Below are 20,068 nucleotides of genomic sequence, written 5' to 3'. Positions count from 1 at the left end.
TTTAAAATCATCTTATTTTTTAATTACTTTTTTCTCATATATACACTTACAGGCACACCATTAAAGTTAAAGTGCTCACGTAATTTATTTTCTAAGAAACGCTTATAAGGTTCCTTAATATATTGAGGTAAATTACAGAAAAATGCAAATTGTGGTTGCGGTGTTGGCAACTGCATAATGTATTTAATCTTTACAAATTTTCCTTTATATGCGGGAGGCGGATAGTTTTCAATAATTGGCAACAACACTTCATTAAGTACACTTGTTTTAATACGCTTAGTTCTGTTTTTATAAACATCAACAGCAGTTTCTATTGCCTTGAAAATACGTTGCTTTGTTAATGCAGAAATAAATACAATTGGTACATCTGTAAATGGTTCAATTTGCTTACGAATGTATTTTTCGAACTCTTTAGTTGTCTTATTATCTTTTTCAACTAAATCCCACTTGTTAACCAAAATTACAATTCCTTTTCGGTTGCGTTCTGCTAACCAAAATATGTTTTGTACTTGACCATCAAATCCACGAGTAGCATCTAACACTAATAAACACACATCTGCATGCTCGATAGCACGCACACTACGCATTACTGAATAAAACTCTAAATCTTCCTTTACTTTAGCTTTACGACGAATTCCAGCTGTATCAACTAAATTAAATTCAAATCCAAAACGGTTATATTTTGTATCGATAGAGTCTCTTGTGGTTCCTGCAATATCAGTAACAATATATCTATCCTCACCAATCAACGCATTAATGAACGATGATTTTCCAGCATTTGGGCGACCAACCACTGCAAAACGAGGTAACTCTTCTTCTATAACTTCTTCTTTTTCAGGTAATGCTTCTACTAAGGCGTCTAATAAATCTCCTGTACCACTACCATTAATACTTGCAATGGTATAATATTCACCAAGACCTAAAGCGTAAAACTCAACAGCATCTTCGGCACGTTTTCCATTGTCAACTTTATTAACAACTAAAAACACAGGTTTATCTACCTTACGAAGTAATTTAGCAACATCTTCATCCATTCCTGTAACACCATCTTCTACATTTACCATAAAGATAATAGCATCGGCTTCATCAATAGCAAGCTCTACTTGCTTATCAATTTCAGCTTCAAAAATATCGTCACTACCAACTACATATCCTCCAGTATCAATAAGAGAAAACTCTTTCCCGTTCCAGTCACTCTTTCCATAATGTCTATCTCTGGTAACTCCACTTACTGCATCAACTATAGCTTCTCTACGTTGTATTAAACGATTAAAGAACGTTGATTTCCCAACATTAGGACGCCCTACTATGGCTACTATATTACTCATGTGTATAAATTTTAATCTGCATTACATATCCTGTAAGCGCCTGCAAAGGTAGTGTTTAGTTAAAGAAAAAATAGTAAATTGACGCATTAAAAATAATTTAAATGTCATTAACTAACGAAATTGTATTAAGACCGCGTTTTAAATTTGACGTAGAACACAACAACGAAATCATTTTAAAACTGTTTGAAGATACTAAAAAAGCTCAGTCTGACTTTATAGTTTCACGAGTTGATGATCATGTATTTATAAAAATTCCTAAAAAAGACCAACACTTTTGGTCACCACAATTACACTTAGAAATTAATGAAACAGAGCAAGACAAAAACAAAAGTACCATTTATGGGTTATTTGGACCTAACCCAACAGTTTGGACTATGTTTATGTTTTTCCATTTTATAGTTATTGGCTTGTTCTTTGGTTTTGGTGTTTGGGCATACTCAAACTGGTCTTTAGGAAACAGTTATTCTATACAACTATTTTTAGTACTATTTATGGTAATAATTTGGGTTGTGTTATACTTTGGTGGACGTATAGGAAAACAAACAGGAATGACTCAAATGCACGAACTTCACCATTTTATGAGAGACACTTTACGTAGTAAAGACATTCATGCAATGCCCTAAACTATTTTTGGTTGTACCCAAAACGCTTTAATTGCTTTTGATTACTTCTCCAGTTTTTATTGACTTTTACATAAAGCTCTAGATGAATTTGCTTGTCGAAAAATTTCTCTAAATCTTTTCTTGCCTCAACGCCTACACGCTTTAAGGCAGCACCTTTATGCCCAATAATAATTCCTTTCTGCGTTTCGCGCTCTACCATAATTACAGAACGCATTCTAATTATGTTATCATCTTCGTGAAACTCTTCGGTATCTACTTCAACTGCATAAGGAATTTCCTTTTTGTAATGCATTAAGATTTTTTCTCTAATCTTTTCGTTTACAAAAAAGCGTTCTGGTTTATCTGTTAATTGGTCTTTAGGGTAAAATGGTGGTGAGTCAGGTAACAATTCAATGATTCTATTAAATACTTCCTTTACATTAAAACCTTCTAAAGCAGAAATTGGAAAAAATTCGGCATTAGGCACTTTAGATTGCCATAATGCAGCTTGCTCTTCTAATTGGTCTTGATTTGAACCATCAATTTTATTTAACAATAATAATACTGGAATTTTAGAATTGGTGATTTTATTAAAAAATGCTTCATCTTTTAATTCTTTTTCACCTATTTCAACCATATAAACTAGAATATCTGCATCCTCAAAAGCAGACTTTACAAAATCCATCATAGAACTTTGCAACTCATAAGCTGGTTTAATAATTCCTGGAGTATCTGATAATACTACTTGAAAATCATCTCCATTAACAATACCTAAAATACGATGACGCGTAGTTTGCGCTTTTGAGGTAATAATAGATAGTTTTTCACCAACAAAAGCATTCATTAATGTTGATTTACCTACATTAGGATTTCCAATAATATTTACAAAACCTGCTTTATGCATATACTTAATTTTTGTACAAAGTTACGACCTTGGTTTATTTATTCCTCTATCATACATAATAATACTTCCAGCAACAGCCACATTTAAACTAAACTCTGATTTAAATTTAACTAACATATGTGATTTTTCAATTGCTTGTCTAGTTAACCCATGGTCTTCTGCTCCTAATAAATATACGCAACGTCTAGGATGATGAAAGGTTTCTAAGTCTTGCGCTTCATCTGTTAATTCAACACCAACAATTCTTGCTCCTTTAGGAAGATGATTGTAAAACTCTTCAAAATCATCATAATGATAATATGGCATAGATTTTACAGCATTATGTGTATCGCAAGCTTGTTTTGCATACCTATTACCAATTGTAAAAATAAAGCTAGCACCTAAATTTTGTGCCGAACGCCATAATACACCTAAGTTTTCTGGTGTTTTCCCATTTTGAATCCCTATACCAAAAAATTCATTGTGAAAATTATCTATCATAAGTACAAAAGTAAATTAATATTTAAAATCAAATAAAAAAGGCCTTCTTAAAAGAAGACCTTTTTAAGTATAACAATTTTATCATTATACCAATTTACTAAAAACACAATTACTTTTTAATTAGCTTTATACTTGATTCACCTTGAGTAGTTCTAACTTTAGCAAAGTATAATCCAGACGGTAACGGCGAAGCATCTATAGTTGTTTCTAAAGTGTTTTTTAACTCAACCGCTACGACTTGTTTTCCAAGTATATCAAATACTACTACGCTTTCTAAATTATTTTTTGTCTTAATATTCCAATTTCCTTGTGTTGGGTTAGGGTAAACTTGCACTTGATTAACTTCAAAGTCATTAATACTAAGTGGTGCTTCTCCAAACATTACATCATCAAAGTAATACGTTTTTTCTCCAGCTGTAGCCCCATCTGTTCCAAAATTAAAGAAGATTGATACTTTACTATAAACCCAACCATTATTTAATCCATGAGTTAACGTTTCTGTTCCTGGTGCTTGATTTGAAAAATCAAACTCAATCACTTCCCATCCCATAGCAACAGTAGTTAAGGTTTCTGTCTCTACAGTATGTGTATTATTTGTTGCATCTTCTGCTTTTAACCTTACTGGAATACCTGCATCTGGAGACCAAACCCTAACATTCATTTTCGTTTCTGTTGCAGAAAAAGGAATTAAAGACGCTAAACCATCGGTAGCTACAAAAGCACCAGTATCATTACTTATAGTTGTTCCTGCCCAAAGTTGTGCAGCATTTGTTTTAACAGTTTGAATAACCATATTTCCTGCGTCTTCTGGATCAACAACCAAACTAGATGCATTTCCGCCAAAATCAGTCACAGTATAATCTGTTGTTGTACCCTCAAAATCAATCGGTAAGTCAATTTGAGCTAAGCACTCATTAGGACAAGACCCACCACAATCTACACCTGTCTCGTCACCATTTTGAATACCATCATCACAAGTAGGTTCTACTCCCTGTTTTTGCAATGTAAAACGCCACCAACCTGGGGCTCCAACAGCAATATCTAACACCATTGTGTTTGCATCTATAGAAGTAACTATATACGTTATTGATGTTGGTGCATTTACTGGATCTCCCAATTCACCTCCATTATATACCTTAGACAAGCCTAAATAAGCACCTACACCATTTAATGTTAATGTCCCTGCTCCTGAATCATAAGTCCATGTTGCTGCATTAGAACCATCATGTGGCGCTACTGATGCTCGACAACCATCTCCTGCTCCATCTTGCCATACCTCAACCCAAGTATCTGCTCCATTTACATTTGCAAACGATCCATCACCATTAAAAACAAACTCGTCATCAAAATAACAAGCTCTTGTTGTTACATCAGCTAAATTGTTTGACCACCAGTTTGAATTTCCCTGACCGTCACCTACTGCCATTGCTCCAGCTTGAGGAATCATTTTCCAAGTTCCTTCTGGAGTTTGAGCATTAGAAAATAAAATTGCGAAAAACACAACTAAAAGGGTAATTTTTTTCATAATACATATTTTTTAAGATTAAAAACTTTCAATAATGTAATACTAACCCTATTTTATTAAGATTTAAAAAAAACAACCTCAACAAAAAACATACATGTAACAAAAAAATGATTATTTGGCAGCATCATACAAACAACCTTAGTAATAACAGTACATACAAGAAACCATATCATAAAAAAAACTGAGTTTTTTATACTCAGTTTTTTTTATGTTGTGGTAATGTATAGGTGTTTTTCAGCCTTGAAAACCAAAGGATTAAGAAACTAATACTTTAGTTTTTCATTTTTATCCCAAATACCCCAATAAGCTCCAACATCTCCCTCTGAACCAACCTTCCAAGATTCATCAAAAGATGAAAAATAGAAGATTTCAATATCTTCCTCTTTAGACCATTTTTGAGTGTTAATAAAATATTTAATTGCATTTTCTTCTGAAGGGTAAGCTCCTTCAAGATTAGTCCCTTCACTTGGCCAACCTGTTTCAGTAATAATTACCCTTTTTCCATTACCTGCCTTTAACGCCCTGTTATACATATCTTTCATGTATAACAAAGAATAGTCCTGATCACAACCTTCCCAAAAAGGGTAACAATTTGCTAAAATTATATCGCATGCTTCAGTAATTGCCATTCTTTCATAAAATTCGTAATAAGCATCAACATAGCCAATTGGCACATTAACTTTAACCGCCTTTTTTACCTGATATATATACTCAAGAAGTTCTTCTTCTGTTAAGTCGCCTCTATACATCACTTCATTTCCAACAGCTGCAACGTCAACAAACCCTTGATTTGTCAATTTTATTAAATTTTCAATTTCATTTTTATTAACCCCAATATCATCTCCTAACCAAGCACCCACAAGTGTTTTCATTCCTAACTCTTTAGCGATAACAGGGATCATTTCATTACCTTCTGTACAAGAAAACGAGCGAATCCATTTTGTATAGGGTCTCACAATCTCAAGTCTTCTCCTAATCTGTTTTTCCGACAATTGATCTCCAGGTTGCTGTCCTTCTTCATAAGGACTAGAACATAAACCGTGAACCCCTGATTTTAATACTTCTCTAAATGTTTTTTTTAAATCATCATTAGATGCTCCATTAAAGTCTATGTTTGCTAATGCTAAAAACTTTTCATCTCTGTGCGACATATTATCTAGATTTTATTTTTCCTTCTTTCTAATTCTTTTCTAATTTCATTAGCCTTTTCTTCTGTAACATCATAATCTCTCATAACATACATAGCTATTAACGTACCTGCTATTGGCAATCCAGAGAAAAACAATCTTAATCCTGTAATTGCTGATTCTGGCTGTGTATCTAAAGCAGAATTAAACCCAACAACAGTAAGAATTGTACCTGTTAAACCTCCTGCAATAGCAAACCCAAATTTTGTCATCCACCAATAAATAGCTCCAAAACTACCTTCTCGTCTTTTCCCTGTTTCTAATTCATCCAAATCAATTACATCTGCAGTCATAGACATCATTATGGTAAATAATCCTCCAATCCCAAAAGAGAAGAATGGTAATGCAAACAAAAACATATAAGGCTTACCTGGTATAAACAAAAACCAAAACATAATGTAGCCAATTAGTGATATGGCTTGAGATACCATAAAAGCTTTCTTTTTACCTAAAATTTTTGACATTTTTGCTACAATTGGAATTACTAAAAATGTAGTTACTAGAGCTCCAATACTACCAAAAAGAGTTGGCCAAATACCAGCTGCACCAGCATCTCCATTAAATAAGTAATACACTATAATGAAAAAAGTAAAACCTGCTACTGTATTAAATGCGTTAAAAATTAAAAAGGTTGAAATACATAGTTTACGAAAAGGTTTTGAGCTCAATGTTTTGAAAGTATCTAAGAAGCCTACTCCAATTTCTTTTAAACTACCTCCAATATTATTTACAGACAATGGTGCATAATCTTCATTCAAAGTTGATTTTCCTTTAATAAACAAAGCAGGCACAATAGCACATAAAGCAAATATAACTCCAACCCAAACAGCTAGTTCTCTAACTGCAGAATCTGCTCCATCAGGGAACCAATTGGCATCATACATAATAACCCAAAACCAAGGTGCTATAACCCATGCCCATTGCCCTATAAATTGTGCAACAGCCATTATATCTGTACGCTCATGAAAATCGTCACTCATTTCATATCCCATAGCAACATAAGGGACACTAAAAATGGTTAATCCAAGATAGAATACAAAAGACCAAACTAGGAAGTAATTAAAATTAACATCTACACTATCGCCTTTATATAACTGCCACATCATTATAAACGCAATTCCCATTACCAAACCACCTAAAAGCACATATTGCCTTCTTCTTCCCCATTTAGACTTGGTATTATCAGAAATGAACCCCATAACTGGGTCTGTAACAGCATCAAATATTCGAGGAACTAATGACACAACTCCCCACATCCAACCTGGAAAACCAAGATCCTGTACCAATACAACAATAAATATACTTATTGCAGCAGGAAACATTTGGTTTGCTAGCATACCTACTCCAAAGGCTATTTTTTGACTGAATGCTACTTTATTATTTGACATGTTCTATTTATTGATTGGAATCACTATTGTTTGAATAGCTTGAGGATTAATACTAATATCAACCATAGTATCACCAAGGCTTAATGAAAAACTTTTTTTCTTTTCTCCTTGATTAAAAACAACAACAGCAATAGTATTGTCTAGATTTTTTGCTGCAGTAACCATCAATTCTTTATCTGTATGTGTAAAACCAATACGTTTAGCACCTGGTCTAATATATTTACTAAAATGTGCTAATGTGTAATATATTGGAGTAAAATACACCTCGTTAGTTTCTGGTTTAACGATTACAGGTGCAACACACCAATTTTCAAACCAATTTGGACCACCTTGTGTATCTAATACCATGTTCCAATCTACCCATCCATCAACCCAATTATTTAAACAACCAATAATATCTCTTGCATACCTATTTACAGGTGCATATTTTGGATGTAAATATTTCTTTTCTGGTTCACGCCAATCATATCCCCAGTCTGTTGCTTCTTTTTTCCAATACCATGCATCGTCTTGCCATTTAGGAACTTCTGAATCTATACAGCCTTCAGTTTCAATTAAGTATTTATTTGGTGCTTTATTATGTGCATATTGTAATGCTTCAGGATATACTTCATAAGTACTTTCATACCAATGTATAGCAGTACCGTCAAAATATTTTGATGCTGCTTCATCTTTATACATAACATCAACCCATTCTTTTAAGCCATCTCTATTTTGATCATACCCTAAAATATTTACATGGTCAAAACCATTTTTTTCTAATAATGGCCCTAAATGATGCTGTACAAAATTGGTTTCTTCTTCTGGAGAAAAATGCATGCTCTCCCAATTATCACCATTTCCATGAGGTTCATTAACAGGAGTAATTCCCCAAATATTAATTCCCTCGGCTTTATAGGCTTCTAGGTATTTTGAAAAGAATAGTGCAAAACTGTCATTATATTTTGGCAATAATTTTCCGCCAACATAAGCATTATTGTCTTTCATCCAAGGTGGTGCAGACCAAGGTGATGCTATGATATTAAAACCATCTTTTGAAATTTCCATTGCATCTTTAATCATTGGTATTAAATCGTCTTTGTCTTCTTTTATACTAAAGTTTTCTAAAGACATATCATCTGCCACAGGAGCATATGTATAATTATTTAATGAAAAATCGCAGGAACTAATATGCGTTCTTGTAAGTGTGTAATTTGCTCCTTCCTCAGAAAAATATGCTTTTAGTATTTTAGTTCTATTCTCCTTACTTAACTTATTTAATAAATATGCTGAAGATTCTGTAAATGAACCTCCAAAGCCAGTAATTGTTTGAAATTCCTGTTCTGGCAACACTCTAATTTCAGTCTTTGATTCACTTTTAGAAAACTCGGTTATTTTCTTCAATTTATTACCATTAACAGAAGTTTCATATACTTCAACATTCAGATTTTTATCTGTATTACAAGCATTCATTGTCAAGAAAATTATTAGTATAAATCCTATTTTTTTTATCATCTTTAATAAAAGTTACTTGGTTGAATTGTTAAATGCTTTCTTAACTATATCAAACGTTTGTTTTTTATTTCTATCAATGTCAACAATTCCCCAATACTCTTCATTAGGAGAACCATCGTAAGGTACACCACTACTGTTTGGAGCCCAACCTCCAGGGTCTTGCTTATCGTTATTCCCTGCTTTCCACCAACCATCTGTAAATGAAAACAATGTAACTCCAGAACCTATATGACTGTTAGCAAACACCTCTTTTAATATATTTTCATTAGCATCTGCTTGTGCTTTTTGATTTTCACCTGCTTTATAACCATCTTTTGCTATTGTCATGTAACTATCTCCACCTGCCTCAGACAAATACATTGGCTTGCTACTTACAACTTCCCATTCTTTATAAATAGTTCCAGGTTTATCCCAACGGTATACATTCATTCCCCAAACATCAATATTTGGAGATAGTTTTAATGCTAATGAATCAGGCAAGTCACCATGTGCAGTTGTTACTGGATGATTAGGGTCGTTTTTATGAATTAAAGCTGCTGCATCATTCATAGCCTTGTACCAGTTTTTTATATCTCCTTCAAACCACTCTGGATGATAATTGTATTCATTACCAAGCTCCCAAAGTAAAATTGCTTTATGGTGTTTATATTTATTTACATAGTTGATAAAAGATCCTGAAACAATATCATAATAACCGTTTTGATCATACCCAAAACCAATTACTACTCTAATGTTAGCCTCGGCTAATTCATCTAACACTTCTTTTTCTTCTATTGGAGCATACACTCTAATAGTATTAATGCCTGCTTCTTTCATTAAAAGTATATCCTCTGTTAAAGAGGTAAAACTCCTGTTATTAGGGCTCCCTTTTGGTACTGGATGATAGCAAACCCCTTTAATTACATAAGGAGTATTATTGACCAATATTTGACGTTCAGAAACTTTTACAACATGTTCTTCCTTTGTATTACAACAAATAAGTAACACTGCAAGCAAAGGATAAATAAATATATTTTTAAGTTTCATTTTAAAGGTTTTAATGTTCTTGCAATACTTTGGTATAAGGCACAGTAACTTCTTCTAATAATAATGTTTCATCTCCATTATAAGTTTTAGTAATAGGATTGCCGTTTCTCTTTAAATTTTCAAATACACCTTTATCAACTAAATCCCATAAAGCATATTTAGCCTTCCCGTCGATTGTAAAAAGTCCAAAATTATTTTCGGAACCTCCTGGGTTTTGAACATCTTTCCAATTTTCATCAAAAGCTTCAAAATAAAAACAAGACATACCTTCTTTAGCAGTCCAATCTCTCATGGCCTTGTAAAACAACGCTTCTTTATATTCATCGGTTGCATTTGCCTCACCTTGTCCGTAAAAACCATTAGAATAACTTGCCCAACCTGTTTCTCCAATATGAATAGGTTTATTTATCCCTAAACTGCTCATATACTTTTTCACACTATCGTATTGTGAAATTGCGTAGGCTTTTGCTCTATCCATTGAAGCTTTAATCTTATCTTCTTTTGACAAGTTCTCTTCATCAGGTAAAACTCCCCAAAACACAGGATTATAATGTGTGTCATGCATTGGATATGTATGCATGGAAACATAATCTACTGCTTTATATAAAGCTTCTAAATCTTGATTATGGTAACTAGTATCTCCTCCTCCCCAAGAAGCAAAATTATCAGAAGTAGTAACCCAAACATCTTTAGAAAGCTTCCCTTCCTTCTTTAAACCTTGTAAATGGCTTACCCATTTTAAAATAACACTAGGTTTTACAAAATAACTAGTAGCCCAAGTTACCATTGCCTCATTTCCAACAGCTATAATTTTTACAATTTCTGGGTATTGATTAGCAAGCAGCACTGCTTTTTCTATTTCAGATGTATTATTAACCTCATCTTCTAAGTCGTGATTGGGATGGTTTGTCCAAGCGTCTTTACAATCTATCCAAGCACCTAACATTACGTACATTTCAAAACTACTATCTTCCTTTTTTAATTCATCAATAGCTTTTAAAACATTTGAAGCGTGGGCTAACTGCAAATTATATGTTCTTAATACTTTAATTCCTGCTGCTTCAAGGATTCTCATGTCTTCTTTTAGCTCTGCAACACTTGGTTGATTATTTCTTGTATTAGTTCTATAACCACCATAAGAAATAGCTAAATAATCTGGATTCCCTAATATTTCGGATGCTATCATTGACTTAACTTTCTTTTGTTTTTTTCCTGTTGAATTACACGATGCCAAAGCTGCAATAATCATTATTAACACTATTCTTTTTGACACATTTGACATATAACTCCTATTTCTTTATTGATACTATTATACTTTGTACACTATTATTTCTTTCAAATATTGATTTACTAGTTTCTTTATCTAAAAACAATGAGTCAAACTTTTTTAATAACCCATCATTATAGTAAACCTCGATAGATTCTTTTCCTGATTGTGAATACACTACAGGTATTTGACAATAAGTATACCCTAACATATTTTCTTCAAGAGTAATAGAAGTGAATTCACCTAATACATTCACATATTTAAACTCTCTTGATTTTTTTAAAAACTCTTCTTTTCTAAGTATTTTTGGGTTGAAATGAATCTCTCCATTTTTCACTAAAACACCTAATTCACCGAATCTGCTTAAAATATCTTCTTTTACCTGACCTGTCATTCCTGGTTGTTGCACTCCTTTAGTAAAAGGTGTATGAGAATATGGATCGGTTGGAAAACCTCCATATAGTCTTGGAGATTTATTTACTCCAATTCCTTCATTAATTTCAAAATAATGATCGAATAGTTCTCCTATCACTTCAGGGCTTTCATTTTTTTCAATTGCATCTAAAGTAACTTCTTGTACTGCCAGTTGAAGTTTTGACACCATATGCCAATAAATAGAGCCTAATCCTTCATAGCCATAAAATGTACCTGATCTTCCTGTAAATGCTTTATGATTAAATATGCTTTCAAAGATTTCGAACAATAATTCTGATTCTTTTTCTTTTAGCTCATTATATTTTTCAGGCAGTTCGTTTAAAGCAAATTTTAAACTTTCTACGTTATTAAAATCACCATTAAAATGATAGCCTTCTAAACAATCCTTTACAACTATTTGTGTATTTCCATTATTAACCAACGCTGTTAAAAGTTTAGAAGAAGCTATACTTTCTTTTGGTATATTATTTCTTTCTAAAAACCCTGGTAGTTCTTTATTTGGATATAAAATATAGCTGTACTGATCTTCTCTAAATAATTTACTAGACTTTAAGCTATTTAAAACCGACAACGCCTCTTTAGAAGATAAATAACCAGAACTCAACACAGCAACCTGACCTTCTAGCATCTCTGACAAATAAGAAACAGAAACTTTATCATTATTAACCGTCATTAAATTATAGGCATGGTATAAGTTATCTTCTCTTTTATTTGCAATAATTGAATGGTCAATGTACGCTAATGAAATTTTTATAAATGAAAGCAATTCCTCTTTTGTAATTTGCTGTTGATTGCCAGAAAATCGCTCACTATATATTTTATTTCTATAAGTACTACCTGAAACACCCAAACCATCAAGAATTGTTTTTCTATCCTTATCTGAAATATTATCGATTAAAACATCTTTATGATTTTCAAGGGTGTCATTTACCTGATTAAAAAACACTGCTAACTCTTCAGAAACAACATTTTTTGCAACCTCAGATTTATCTATTACATTTTCAAAAAACGCTAAAAACCTTCTTAAGTAATATAAAGTTACCATGGATACTCCATTCCCAACTAATGCGTTATTTGCATCATTCCATTCTGGTCTTTGAGTGTTCATCCAAATTCCAGCTTCAGGTATAAAATTAGACATCTTAGCTAGTACTGTTGCTAAAATTTTTTCAATAAAATTAACCTTACATATAAAGTAATTTTGATCTCTTAATAAAGCCCCATCTACACCTAATTCTTCTCTCTTTTGTTGGATTTTTTCTTCATTTTCATGATCAAATACAATAGTATCTTTAGGGTTTTTTAATATTTCTTGATAGCTCTTAATTCTATAAGGAACATTTGCATACACAAATAAATCTTGTGTAAAGTATTCATTTAGTTTTTGAGGGTAATGTTGCTCAATAAACTCTAAAAATTTAAGCAAATAAATTATTTGATGATCTCCCCAATAACCAATATACGACCAAGGATTATCTGGTTCAATTGTTTCCCAATCAAAGCCTCCTTTTGTAACTCTATAAGGGTTATATCCATCGAAAGTAGTTGCATTTAAGAATTTATGAATCATTCCTTCAATAAATTCTGGATATGAATGTGCTAAAGCTTCCCAGTTTTGAAAAATATCTCTCCAGTTACCTTCGTAATCTAAGATTTTAGACCCATCAACCTCACTCCTCGTATTAATAGAAAATTTATTCCAAGGTCTACTTGGGTCTCCATGCCTTCTACTAAACTTTAATGGTAAATACTCAATACAAAGACGCTTAAAATTTTTGTCTTCGTCACCTGAAGCAATTTGTTTAATATAATTAACAGAAAAATTTTCTGGTAAATTACTTAATAGGGCAGTTTTCTTTTTATAAACTTTTTTATTAGCATTAGCTATATACTTTATAAAATCAGATTTTTCAATAGTATAATTATCATCAAAAATACCTCCGCGCATGATATTAAACATGGTATTAGAAAAATGCCTTGAGTTTCTAAGCTTATCGGCTGTTAACTGAATACCATCAGCTGCTCCTACTAGTTGAATTAAATGATTGGTTCCCTTATCAATATCTTGTTGTAAAACAGAAGTAAAATCTTGAGTATTTCTTATTTTTTCATTTAGCTCAATAATATTAGAAACGGATTGATTTACATTAGCGATTAAGCTCCATTTTTTCTCATCATTAGGATTTAACGTATGTTTAAAACTTACAAAGTAAGCTCCTTTTTCAGCTTTAATATCCAACTCTTGCTTTAGGACTAAACCTTTTCTAAAATTACTTACTTGAAGTGATGATAATAAATAGGTTGGATTTTCTAACCCAGTAGACCAAACAATATTTGATTTTAAAGCCTCACTTGGTTCAGCTTTATCAACGATAATTGCACTTAAAGCATAAATTCCTAATCCTGTTTCCGATATTAACTCATTTCTTTTATAAGCATCAACCAGGTTACTGCTTGCTTTTTGTAAATCTTCTCCAACTCCATATGGCAAAATATTTTGTAAACCATCTAAAACTGAAACATTAATTAACTCTTTAGAATGATTAATCAACTTAGATTTTTTTACAAATCCATATATGTTACTTGAATTCCATTCAAAAACAAATGTCAAGCCTAAATCATGATTTATTTCTTCAAAAACAATTTTGTTTCCAAATTTATTCTTGAACAAATTTCTTGATGTATTATAAACTCCTTTATACAAAGTTGAAAATGGTTCCCATAAAAAAACCTTACCATTTTTTTGAACTCGGAATAGTGTTTTTGTTCCAGTAACATCTTCAGATTCTGTAATCTTATCATCTGTGTAATACGGAAATAACGCGGTATTACTATCTTTTCTCCCTGCTGTTAATCCTCCATTACTAGAAATAAACATCCAATGATTAGAGTTACTTACAATACTCATAAAAAAAGGACGTATAGTGTCTACATTTGTAATTTTATAAAACATTTCATTGTTTAATAAAACATGTTCTCCTATAACTTCTCTTTCTTTAATAAAAGACTTAGTATTTCCTATATAAATTTGTTCAGTAGTATTCATTTATATTTAAGCTCAAATCTTGCTTTACTATGGTATAGTAAAGCATTAAATATTTTTAATCTGCTATTTTTTATAAGCAAAGAGATAAATTAAACTAATAACTCATCTCTTTGCTTAATTGTTTTTATTGATAAACTCTTACGTAATCAATCTCCATAGTATCTGAAGTAAATCCTGGATCGATAGCTCCTCCTAACGTACCTCCCATAGCAATGTTTAGAATTAAGAAGTAATCTCTATCATAAAAAGGTAAGTCAGGGTTATTTGCCAATGTGTAATACAATACGTTATCAACAAATATCTTCACAGATTCCTCAGTCCATTCTAAAGAATACACATGGAATTCAGAGGTTGAAGTAGCTAATGGTGTAGTTTCACCATAACTAGCATTTGCATTCGTACCGTTATCAAACCAATGGCATGTTCCTAAAATTGTATTTTTATCTTGACCTGTTTGTTCCATGATATCAATCTCACCACAAAAAGGCCATCCAATAGTATCAAAATCAGCCCCTAACATCCATATTGCAGGCCATGTTCCTTGAGAAGCGGGTAACTTTGCCCTTACCTCAACTCTACCATAAGTAAATTCGAATAAATTTTCTGACTTTAACCTTGCAGATGTATAATTACCACCATTATTTACAGCAGTAATTATCAAGCTTCCATCCTGTACAATTACATTACTTGCCTCATTGGTATAGGTTTGTTCTTCTCCATTACCCCAACCTCCTGCTCCGAGGTCGTAAGTCCAATTGGCAGCATCTGGTGCTCCATTTGTATCAAATTCATCAGACCATATTAAATCAGGGAAATTATCAACTTCGTAAGGGTTTTGTGTTTGGTATTTAGCATACCAAGCAAAACCGCCTCCTTCTTGAATAAATCTAACATGCAACTCCGTATCACTAATAGATATAATATCGTATGTAACAGAACCTGCATACCAACCCATAAAACCACCATCTGAAATTTCAAAACTAGTTTGTCTATAAGGCTGCTCATTATATGACCCTTCTAAAGCTGCTAAAGATGTAGAAGGTAAAAACGATACATTTTTAACTCCAAACATATCTGGAATTACATCATCTCCATGACAAACATCACCATCTACTCCAATAACACTAGCATAAGCACCTGGTACAAAAGCTGGACCTACAGTTTGTTCAAATGTAATTCCGTCGTTAGTTCTTGAAAAAACAAATTCATTTGTATACATACATGACTTTTCAGGATCAAATGGTTGTATCCCATTCCACCATGCTTCATACGCAAATTCTCCATTTCCATAATCATCTTCTACAGGCCCTAAACCAACATGTAATGGAAGGTTAGCTGCCCAATACCATGTTTTAGAATCTCCTACATTATCACCTGCAAGAAAATTTTCAGCTTCAACGTCTGTAAATGAACTATATACTTCTATCTCAATTGTTGCACTAGACAATACTCCTCCTGCTCCAACTGCATTAACAACTACCGTATAGGCATTCACTCCTACATTAGTAAACCTATGTTGAATTTCACCACTTGGAGACACACCAGATCTATCATCTCCAAAATTAAATTGATATGTAATTTCATTATCAGCAGTTGCAGTAAAATTAACAAAACCACTACCATCTCCGTATGGGTTATCAGCATCCTGACCAACAATTTCGGCTGTAATTGTAACATTTGATGGTGCTACAACATTCCCAAAACTGGCATCATCATCTTGACAAGCAACAAAAGCTATAAACAAAAGTGATGCAAATAAATATTTTAAATTTTTCATATTATACATATATTAATTTTTAACTAGCTTATATTGCCAGAAAACTCCAGCTCCAGCTTCAATAGACACATTGATTGTATTATCATCAATAAACACAACATTATAAGTAACAGATGCAGGCGCATCTGCAGGGTTAGTCAATTCTCCTGTATTAACTGCTTTTGGTAAACCAATAAAAGCTCCTACACCGTTTAAGGTTAACTGACCAGTACCTAAATCAAAAGAATATGTTGCTGCATTTGATCCATCATGTGGTGCAACGGGTGCTCCACATCCATCTGTTCCAGCTTGCCATCCTTCAACCCAAGTATCAGAGCCAAAAATATTATTGAATGTACCATCTGCTCCAAAAACATATTGATCGTCATAATAACATGCTCTATCTGCAACACAAACATCATCACAATTCCACCAACCTATATCTCCAACTGATGGTCCTACTCCTAAAGCTCCTGCTTCCTGAGCCATTTGCCAAGTTCCAGCTAAAGGTGAAGGTGCAGCACCTTCTTTTACAAAATGATACTGCCAAAACACACCAGCGCCAGCTTCGATATACACCATCATTTCTGTATCAAAGTTTGATAATGTAACGTTATAAGTAACAGATGCAGGTGCATCTGCTGGATTAGTTAACTCCCCTGTATTAACAGCTTTTGGTAATCCTAAATAAGCTCCTACTCCATTTAATGTTACAGTTCCTGCACCAGAATCATATACATAAGTTGCAGCATTAGAACCATCATGTGGCGCAATAGGTGCTCCACATCCATCTGCTCCTCCTTGCCAACCTTCAACCCAAGTATCTGTTCCTAAAACATTACTAAATGTTCCGTCTTCGTTAAAAACATATAAATCATCATAGTAACATGCTCTATCTGCGACACAAACATCATCACAATTCCACCAACCTATATCTCCAACTGATGGCCCTACTCCTAAAGCTCCTGCAGTATTAGATAACTTCCATGTACCTGCTATACCAGTTGGAGTACCAGAAGGAGTTTTCCAAAAGTATATGTTATCTATAAAAACTGTTCCAGCTGCCCAAGGAGTACCAACAAATTTTAATTGAAAAATTTCGTTAACTGTTAGACCTTGATCTACATAATCTGAAATTGGAATTTCTATACTAGTCCAATCATTTTCATTTAAAGAAATTGTCACTGGCGCTTCTGTTACTACTCCTAAAGCATTATTAATTAAAGACACTTCTATATCTGTAACAGCTTCAGCTGTCCAAACATCTAAATGCAGTGATTCCATATTTGACACATCTATTGATGTTCCATCTGCTAAAGCAATACCTTGATAACTTAGGTTAGTGTATTGTAACATTTCATCTCCTCCTAAATCAAATAAAGCCCAACCACTACCCTGACTAGCTTGTCCCCAATCAGGAAAATAATCTGTATCAGGAACATCATTATAAGCAGTACTGAATATTGAAATCACATCTTCTTCTGCTCTATTTGGTGGAGTAGGTGCAGAAGCTAATGGCTGTAAAATAGCTGTTACTTCAAACTCCTCAGTATAAGTAGTTGTTTCAATAGCTGCACTATAAGCAGTAATTGTAATTGTGTATGTACCTGCATCTTCATAAATAAAAGAGACTCCTTCATCTATATTAGCAGATAACACTGTATTATTTGGGTCTCCAAAGCTAACATCATATGACAATGCAAAATCTGCTGTAGCAGTTACATTAACTTGTTTTGATACTACTAAATCATTTTCAATACTAACTACTAAATTTTGTGGCGCTTGGAAAGACACTATTAGCTGTTGGTTAACAACTGTTTTTAGACCATTTAAACCATTGGCTGTTATCTCTAATGTGTATGTTCCTTCTTCATAAATATGGTCTACATTATCACCTGGTTGAATTACTCCTGAACCTTCTGAATTATCGCCAAAGTCTAATTCAAAATTAACCATTCCTTCTCCCAAAGGAGTAATTGTAACTAAACCTGTATTATCTTGTGTTACACTAACTGATGCTGAAACATTAGTTGGTGCAGCGATATCATCTACAAATCTAGTATTATCATCATCCTCAGTACAGCCAATGATAAAAGCTGTAATAAGCAAAAAGCTAATTAAATATTTTATTTTCTTCATAGTTTATTTTTTTAATATCCTGGGTTTTGTGACCAATTACCATTTGAAAATTGAATTTCTTCAATTGGTATTGGGAATAATTCATGTTTTCCAGGAGTAAAACCATCTATTTCTGTTCCTCTTCCCGTTCTAACTAAATCAAAGAACCTATGTCCTTCACCTACTAACTCAACACGTCTTTCATCGTAAATTGCTTCAGTAAGTGCAGTTCCTGTCAATGAAATCTCGTTATTATTATTTCCAAAAGCTCTTTCTCTAACTCTATTTAAGTATAACTGTGCTTTGGTATCATCTATCGCTCCTCTGTTATATGCTTCAGCAGCCATTAGTAATACATCTGCAAAACGAATTGCTCTATAATTATTTGGATTTGTTAGATTTTGATCTCCTGTATTTAAGTCTCCTTGTCGAGCTATATATTTTCTATTATAATATCCTGTATGCTCAAATCCAGTGCTAAAAGTTGCTCCTGTTTCTGCAGCCCAAGCTTCTATATCTAAAATAGCTACATCCTTTCTTAAATCACCTTCTTCAAAAGCATCTACTACTTCCTGTACTGGTACATTAAAACTAAATCCTGAGTCAAACATTGGTCCAGAATAATTTCTTATTCCATTGAATCCAACAGCAACATTACCTTCACTACACTGTAAACAATCAAATCCTGCACCTTCTACATCAGTATACTGTACTTCAAAAACTGATTCTATACCATTTTCTCCTTCACTTTCAAATATTGTATCGTAATCTGTTACTAAATCATATGGTCCATTGATTATTAAATTTTCTAAAACATTTGCCGCCTCATTAAATTTATCTTGATACAGATAAGCTTTACCTAGTAGAGCTTGTGCTGACCCCTTGGTAACTCTACCTGTTTGAGGTGCTGTATATGATAAATTGTTTATTGCATACTGTAAATCTTCTTCAATAAGTGCGTATACTTCTTCTTTTGAAGATCTAGGAATCGACAACTCATCACCTAATTGAAATCTTTGATCTCCTTTTAAAGGAATACCTCCAAACCACTTAACTAATTCAAAATGATAATAAGCTCTTAAAAAACGTGTTTCAGCAATTATCACTTCTTTTCCTTCAAAGTCGGTTTTATCTTGAAACTCTAAAATATAATTTGCTCTATTAACTCCTGCAAACATCCAATTCCACACATCTCTTAAATTACTATTTACTGGTGTATGTATCATATCATCTATTTGCTGAAAACCAATTACATCAGTAGCGCTTTCCCCTCCACATAAAGTATTATCTGAAGCAATCTCTCCTAACATTACATTTACATATGTAGATTGTAACATATCGTATGCAGCAACAAGAGCATTATAATAATCGTCTTCTGAATTGAAATAATTTTCAGAATCTATACTATATGTATTAACTTCATCTAGAAAATCATCAGAACAAGAATATATTCCAAAAACAGCTACTGAAAATAGCACTACTGTTCTTACTATGTTTTTATATTTTTTCATT

At 32.8% G+C, this 20,068-nt stretch carries 14 protein-coding genes; 1 reads left to right on the top strand and 13 read right to left on the bottom strand.

From position 1 onward, the window contains the following. Positions 1-23: 23 nt before the first annotated feature. Complete coding sequence (der, locus tag ACLII3_RS09320; RefSeq protein ID WP_412983961.1) at positions 24-1,328, bottom strand: ribosome biogenesis GTPase Der; 1,305 nt, start codon at positions 1,326-1,328, stop codon at positions 24-26. A gap of 101 nt (positions 1,329-1,429) precedes the next feature. Here der and ACLII3_RS09315 point away from each other — a divergent pair, with 101 nt between their 5' ends. Next, entirely contained in the window at positions 1,430-1,951 is a 522-nt protein-coding gene (locus ACLII3_RS09315; protein ID WP_412983960.1) for a GTP-binding protein, read from the top strand. Position 1,952: 1 nt separating this feature from the next. Here the strand turns inward: ACLII3_RS09315 and era are convergent, their stop codons facing one another. The 12 genes from era to ACLII3_RS09255 form a co-directional block, all read right to left on the bottom strand. Beyond that, a complete protein-coding gene (gene era, locus ACLII3_RS09310) occupies positions 1,953-2,834 on the bottom strand; it encodes a GTPase Era (RefSeq protein WP_412983959.1) in 882 nt (293 codons plus the stop codon). Between the two features lie 21 nt (positions 2,835-2,855). Next, positions 2,856-3,314 (bottom strand): RNA methyltransferase, encoded by a 459-nt coding sequence (locus tag ACLII3_RS09305; protein ID WP_412983958.1) that lies wholly within the window; start codon positions 3,312-3,314, stop codon positions 2,856-2,858. 109 nt (positions 3,315-3,423) lie between these two features. Next, the gene (locus ACLII3_RS09300; RefSeq protein ID WP_412983957.1) at positions 3,424-4,839 is read right to left on the bottom strand and encodes a T9SS type A sorting domain-containing protein; all 1,416 of its coding nucleotides are present in this window, start codon (positions 4,837-4,839) and stop codon (positions 3,424-3,426) included. Positions 4,840-5,102: 263 nt separating this feature from the next. Further along, on the bottom strand, positions 5,103-5,990 hold the full coding sequence (locus ACLII3_RS09295; protein WP_412983956.1) for a glycosyl hydrolase family 17 protein: 888 nt from the start codon (positions 5,988-5,990) through the stop codon (positions 5,103-5,105). A 5-nt stretch (positions 5,991-5,995) separates the two neighbouring features. Beyond that, a complete protein-coding gene (locus ACLII3_RS09290; RefSeq protein WP_412983955.1) occupies positions 5,996-7,414 on the bottom strand; it encodes an MFS transporter in 1,419 nt (472 codons plus the stop codon). A 3-nt stretch (positions 7,415-7,417) separates the two neighbouring features. Then, a complete protein-coding gene (locus tag ACLII3_RS09285) occupies positions 7,418-8,866 on the bottom strand; it encodes a glycoside hydrolase family 30 protein (RefSeq protein ID WP_412987910.1) in 1,449 nt (482 codons plus the stop codon). Positions 8,867-8,920: 54 nt separating this feature from the next. Beyond that, entirely contained in the window at positions 8,921-9,934 is a 1,014-nt protein-coding gene (locus tag ACLII3_RS09280; protein ID WP_412983954.1) for a glycoside hydrolase family 2 TIM barrel-domain containing protein, read from the bottom strand. A gap of 10 nt (positions 9,935-9,944) precedes the next feature. Further along, on the bottom strand, positions 9,945-11,183 hold the full coding sequence (locus ACLII3_RS09275) for a glycosyl hydrolase family 17 protein (protein WP_412983953.1): 1,239 nt from the start codon (positions 11,181-11,183) through the stop codon (positions 9,945-9,947). A gap of 40 nt (positions 11,184-11,223) precedes the next feature. Beyond that, complete coding sequence (locus ACLII3_RS09270; RefSeq protein ID WP_412983952.1) at positions 11,224-14,682, bottom strand: hypothetical protein; 3,459 nt, start codon at positions 14,680-14,682, stop codon at positions 11,224-11,226. A gap of 124 nt (positions 14,683-14,806) precedes the next feature. Continuing rightward, positions 14,807-16,459: a family 16 glycosylhydrolase gene (locus ACLII3_RS09265; protein ID WP_412983951.1), complete on the bottom strand. Its 1,653-nt coding sequence runs from the start codon at positions 16,457-16,459 to the stop codon at positions 14,807-14,809. A gap of 12 nt (positions 16,460-16,471) precedes the next feature. After that, a complete protein-coding gene (locus tag ACLII3_RS09260; protein ID WP_412983950.1) occupies positions 16,472-18,577 on the bottom strand; it encodes a hypothetical protein in 2,106 nt (701 codons plus the stop codon). 11 nt (positions 18,578-18,588) lie between these two features. Then, positions 18,589-20,067 (bottom strand): RagB/SusD family nutrient uptake outer membrane protein, encoded by a 1,479-nt coding sequence (locus ACLII3_RS09255; RefSeq protein WP_412983949.1) that lies wholly within the window; start codon positions 20,065-20,067, stop codon positions 18,589-18,591. Position 20,068 lies beyond the last annotated feature (1 nt).

The sequence above is a fragment of the Pontimicrobium sp. IMCC45349 genome, from assembly GCF_047219225.1.
In the GTDB taxonomy this organism is placed as follows: Bacteria; Bacteroidota; Bacteroidia; order Flavobacteriales; family Flavobacteriaceae; genus IMCC45349.
Note: the sequence above shows the minus strand (reverse complement) of the source record. Positions and strands in the feature narration are given on the sequence as shown.